Below are 4,202 nucleotides of genomic sequence, written 5' to 3' on the forward strand. Positions count from 1 at the left end.
CCCGACCGCAACGACTGCACCGCCAGGTGCAACGCCACCAACGACGACGAACACGCCGTGTCCACCGTCACCGCCGGCCCCTCCAACCCCAACGCATACGAAACCCGGCCCGAGAGCACGCTGCCCGCGCTACCCGTCACCGCGTAGCCCTCGACCTCGGTCGACGCCTCGCGCAGCAGGGTCGTGTAGTCCTGCATGCTGAGGCCCGCGAAAACGCCGGTCCTGCTGCCCCGGGCCGATTCGGGGTCGATCCCCGCCCGTTCGAAGGCCTCCCACGAGGTCTCCAGCAGCAACCGCTGCTGCGGATCCATCGCCAGCGCCTCCCGCGGCGAGATCCCGAAGAACCCCGCGTCGAACTCGGTGGCGGCATCCAGGAACCCACCCGCCCGGACGTAGGACCGCCCGGACGCGTCGGGGTCGGCGTCGTACAAGCCGTCGACGTCCCAGCCGCGGTCCGCGGGCAGCGCGGAGATCGCGTCCGCCCCCGCGTCGAGCAGCCGCCACAGGTCCTCCGGCGAGCGCACGCCACCGGGGTACCGGCAGCTCATCCCGACGATCACGACGGGCTCGTCGGATCCGGCCGTCACCGGACGGGCGGCCGGGAAGGCCGGCTGGTGCCCGAAGAGTTCCGCGTGCAGGTGGTCGGCCAGGGCGACGGGCGTCGGATGGTCGTAGATCAGGGTGGCGGTCAGCCGCAGGCCGGTCGCGATCCGCAGGCGGTTGCGCAGTTCGACGGCGGTGAGCGAGTCGAAGCCGAGCTCCTTGAAGGCGCGGCTCGGCAGGACGGTGTCGTCGGAGGAGTGCCGCAGGACGGAGGCGACCACCTGGCGGACGGTGTCCAGCAGGGCCTTCCGCTGCTCCTCGGCGGAGCGTCCGGCCAGGCGGCGGGCCAGGTCCGGGGACTCCTCGGCGGAGGTCGCGGGCGTCCGCTCCGGACCGGCCACCGGGCGATCGGCGGCGAGCAGGTCGCTCAGTAGCGGGACCGGCCTGGCGCCCGCGCCGAGCCCGGTACCGTCCCAGCGGGTGCTGAAGACGGCGACCGCGGTCTCGTCGTGGTCGAGGATCCCCGCGAGCGCGTCCAGCGCCAGCTCCGGCCGGAAGGTCAGCACACCGCGTCGCCGGATCTGCTCCTCGATGGCGGGCGCGGCGATGCCGCCGCCGTCCCAGTGGCCCCAGGCGATCGCGGTGGCGGGCAGGCCGTCCGCCCGCCGCTGGTGGGCCAGTGCGTCCAGATAGGCGTTGCCCGGTGCGTAGTTGGCGTGACCGGCCAGGCCGCAGGTCCCGGCGATCGAGGAGAACAGGACGAAGGCGGAGAGGTCCAGGCCCGCGGTCAGCTCGTGCAGCACCCGGGCGCCGCCGACCTTGACCCGGAGCACGTGCTCCATCTGATGGGCGGTCAGGTCACCGATCAGGGCGTCGTCGAGCAGGGCGGCCGTGTGGAACACGGCGGTGAGCGGGTGCTCCGTCGGCAGCGCGCCCAGCACCTCGGCGACCGCATCCCGGTCGGACACGTCGCACGCGGCCACGGTGACCTTCGCACCGAGCCCCGTGAGCTCCGCTTCGAATGCCTCGGCGCCGGGTGCGGCACGACCGCTCCGGCTCAGCAGCAGCAGGTGTTCGGCGCCGTCGGCGGCCAGGCGCCGGGCGACGTGACGGCCGAGCGCGCCGGTGGCACCCGTGATCAGCACAGTGCCGCCAGGCCTCCAGTCACGCACCGCCGGACGGCCCGCCAGCGGCGCCCGCTCCAACCGCCGCACGAACAACCCCGCAGCCCGGACCGCCAGTTCGTCCTCACGATGGCCACCCAGCAGGGCGGTGACCGTGGCCCGCGCCAGATCGACCCCGGGCGACTCCGGCACATCCACCACACCACCCCACCGGTCCGGCAGCTCCGCGGCGACCACCCGGCCCAGACCCCAGAGCATCGCCTGCTCCGGACCGGACACCCGCTCACCACCACCCACCGCCACCGCGCCCCGCGTCACACACCACAACGGCGCCGCCACACCCACGTCCTCCAACGCCTGCACCAACGCCACCGACGCCGCCAGACCCCACGGCACCGACCCACCACCGGCCACCGCACCCGACCCACTGCCCAGCAACGACACCACCCCCGCCGGCTCACGCCCCTTCAACGACGCCGCCAACGAGTCACGCCCAACCGCACCCTCCACCACCAACACACCGGCATCCACACCGAGTTCGGCGAACGCCGACACCAGCGCCGACCCCCAGCCACCGTCAGCACCACCCTCCGGCACCACCAGCAGCCACACACCCCCCGACCCCACCGCCGGAACCACATCCAACGGCCGCCACACCACGCGATACCGCAACGCATCCACCGCACCCAACGGCGAAACACCCGAACCCACCACCGACGGCTCCAGCCAGAACCGCTCACCCTGGAACGCATACGTCGGCAACTCCACCCGACGCCCACCCCCCGTGGCCACACCCCAGTCCACCGACACACCACGTACCCACACCTCGGCCACCGACACGAGGAAACGCTCAAGCCCACCCTCGTTCCGCCGCAACGACCCGACCACCACGGCGTCGACCGTCTCCTCGATGCCCGGGCGTAGCACGGGGTGGGGGCTGACCTCGATGAAGACGCCGTGGCCCTGTGCGGAGAGCCGTTGGACGGCCTGGTCGAAGCACACGGTCTCGCGCAGGTTGCGGTACCAGTAGTCGGCGTCGATCCCCTCGGTGTCCAGGAGGTCCCCGGTGACGGTGGAGTAGAACGCCACCTCCGAGGCCGCCGCGCGGTCCGGGCCGAGCGCGGCGAGCAGATGGTCCCGTACGGTCTCGACCTGCGCGGAGTGCGAGGCGTAGTCGACCGGGATCCGGCGCGCCCGCAAGCCCCGCGCCTCACAGTCCGCCAGCAGCCCCTCCAACGCCGCCGGCTCCCCCGACACCACCACCGAGCCGGGCCCGTTCACCGCCGCCACCGACAACCGGCCCTCCGCGGCAGCCACCAACTCCCGTGCCCGCGACGGGCTCAGCGCCAGCGACACCATCCCGCCCAGCCCCGCCAACCGCTCCGCGATCACCCGGCTGCGCAACGCCACGATCCGCGCCGCCTCCGACAGCGACAACGCACCCGCCACACACGCCGCCGCGATCTCCCCCTGCGAATGCCCCACCACCGCCGACGGCTCCACACCGTACGAACGCCACAACGCCGCCAACGACACCATCACCGCGAACGACACCGGCTGCACCACATCCACCCGCTCCAACGACGGAGCACCGGGCACACCACGCACCACATCGAGCACGTCCCAACCGACGAAGGGCCGCAACGCCTGCGCACACTCCGCCAACCGCGCCGCGAACACCGGCGAGGAATCCACCAACTCCCCACCCATCCCCGCCCACTGCGCCCCCTGACCCGGGAACACGAACACCACGCCGGAGGCGTCCAGCGGATCGGCCGTACCCTCCACCAGCGCGGGCGACGGCTCGCCCGAAGCCAGCGCACGGACGCCCGCCAGCGCCTGGGCCCGGTCCCCCGCCACGATCACGGCCCGGCGCTCCAGCCGCGCACGCCCCGAGGCCAGCGAACAGGCCACATCCGGCACACCCAGGTCGTCCCGCGCCTCCCACCAGTCGGCCAACCGCGCCGCCTGCGCGCGCAACGCCGACCCGCCCCGCGCGGACACGACCAGCGGCGCCACCCCCGGCCCCGACGACGCGGCCGACGGCTCCTCCACCGGCGCCTGCTCCAGCACCACATGCGCGTTGGTCCCGCTGATCCCGAAGGAGGAGACAGCCGCCCGACGCGGCCGCTCCACCGAAGAACCCCACTCCCGGGCCTCCGACAGCAACTCCACCGACCCCGCGTCCCAGTCCACTTCCGGCGAGGGCTCGTCGGCGTGCAGCGTCCTCGGCAGCACACCCGCCCGCATCGCCGACACCATCTTGATAACACCCGCCACACCCGCCGCCGCCTGCGGATGCCCGATGTTGGACTTGACCGACCCGAGGTACAACGGCCGCTCCGCCGGGCGGTCCTGGCCATAGGTGGCGAGCAGCGCGTGGGCCTCGATCGGGTCGCCGAGGCGGGTCCCCGTGCCATGGGCCTCCACCACGTCCACATCCCGCGCGGACAGTCCGGCGTTCGCCAGCGCCTGCCGGATCACCCGCTGCTGCGACGGACCGTTCGGCGCCGTCAGACCGTTCGACGCACCGTC

Annotated in this window: 1 protein-coding gene; it reads right to left on the bottom strand. The window is 73.4% G+C overall.

Features of this window, described 5'->3' with window-relative positions; genetic code table 11:
* A partial coding sequence (locus ABZ497_RS36575) for a type I polyketide synthase (protein WP_359812425.1) occupies nt 1-4,202 on the bottom strand: 4,202 nt, incomplete at both ends.

Origin of the sequence: Kitasatospora sp. NPDC005751, from assembly GCF_040630835.1 — a bacterium.
Taxonomy (GTDB): domain Bacteria; phylum Actinomycetota; class Actinomycetes; order Streptomycetales; family Streptomycetaceae; genus Kitasatospora.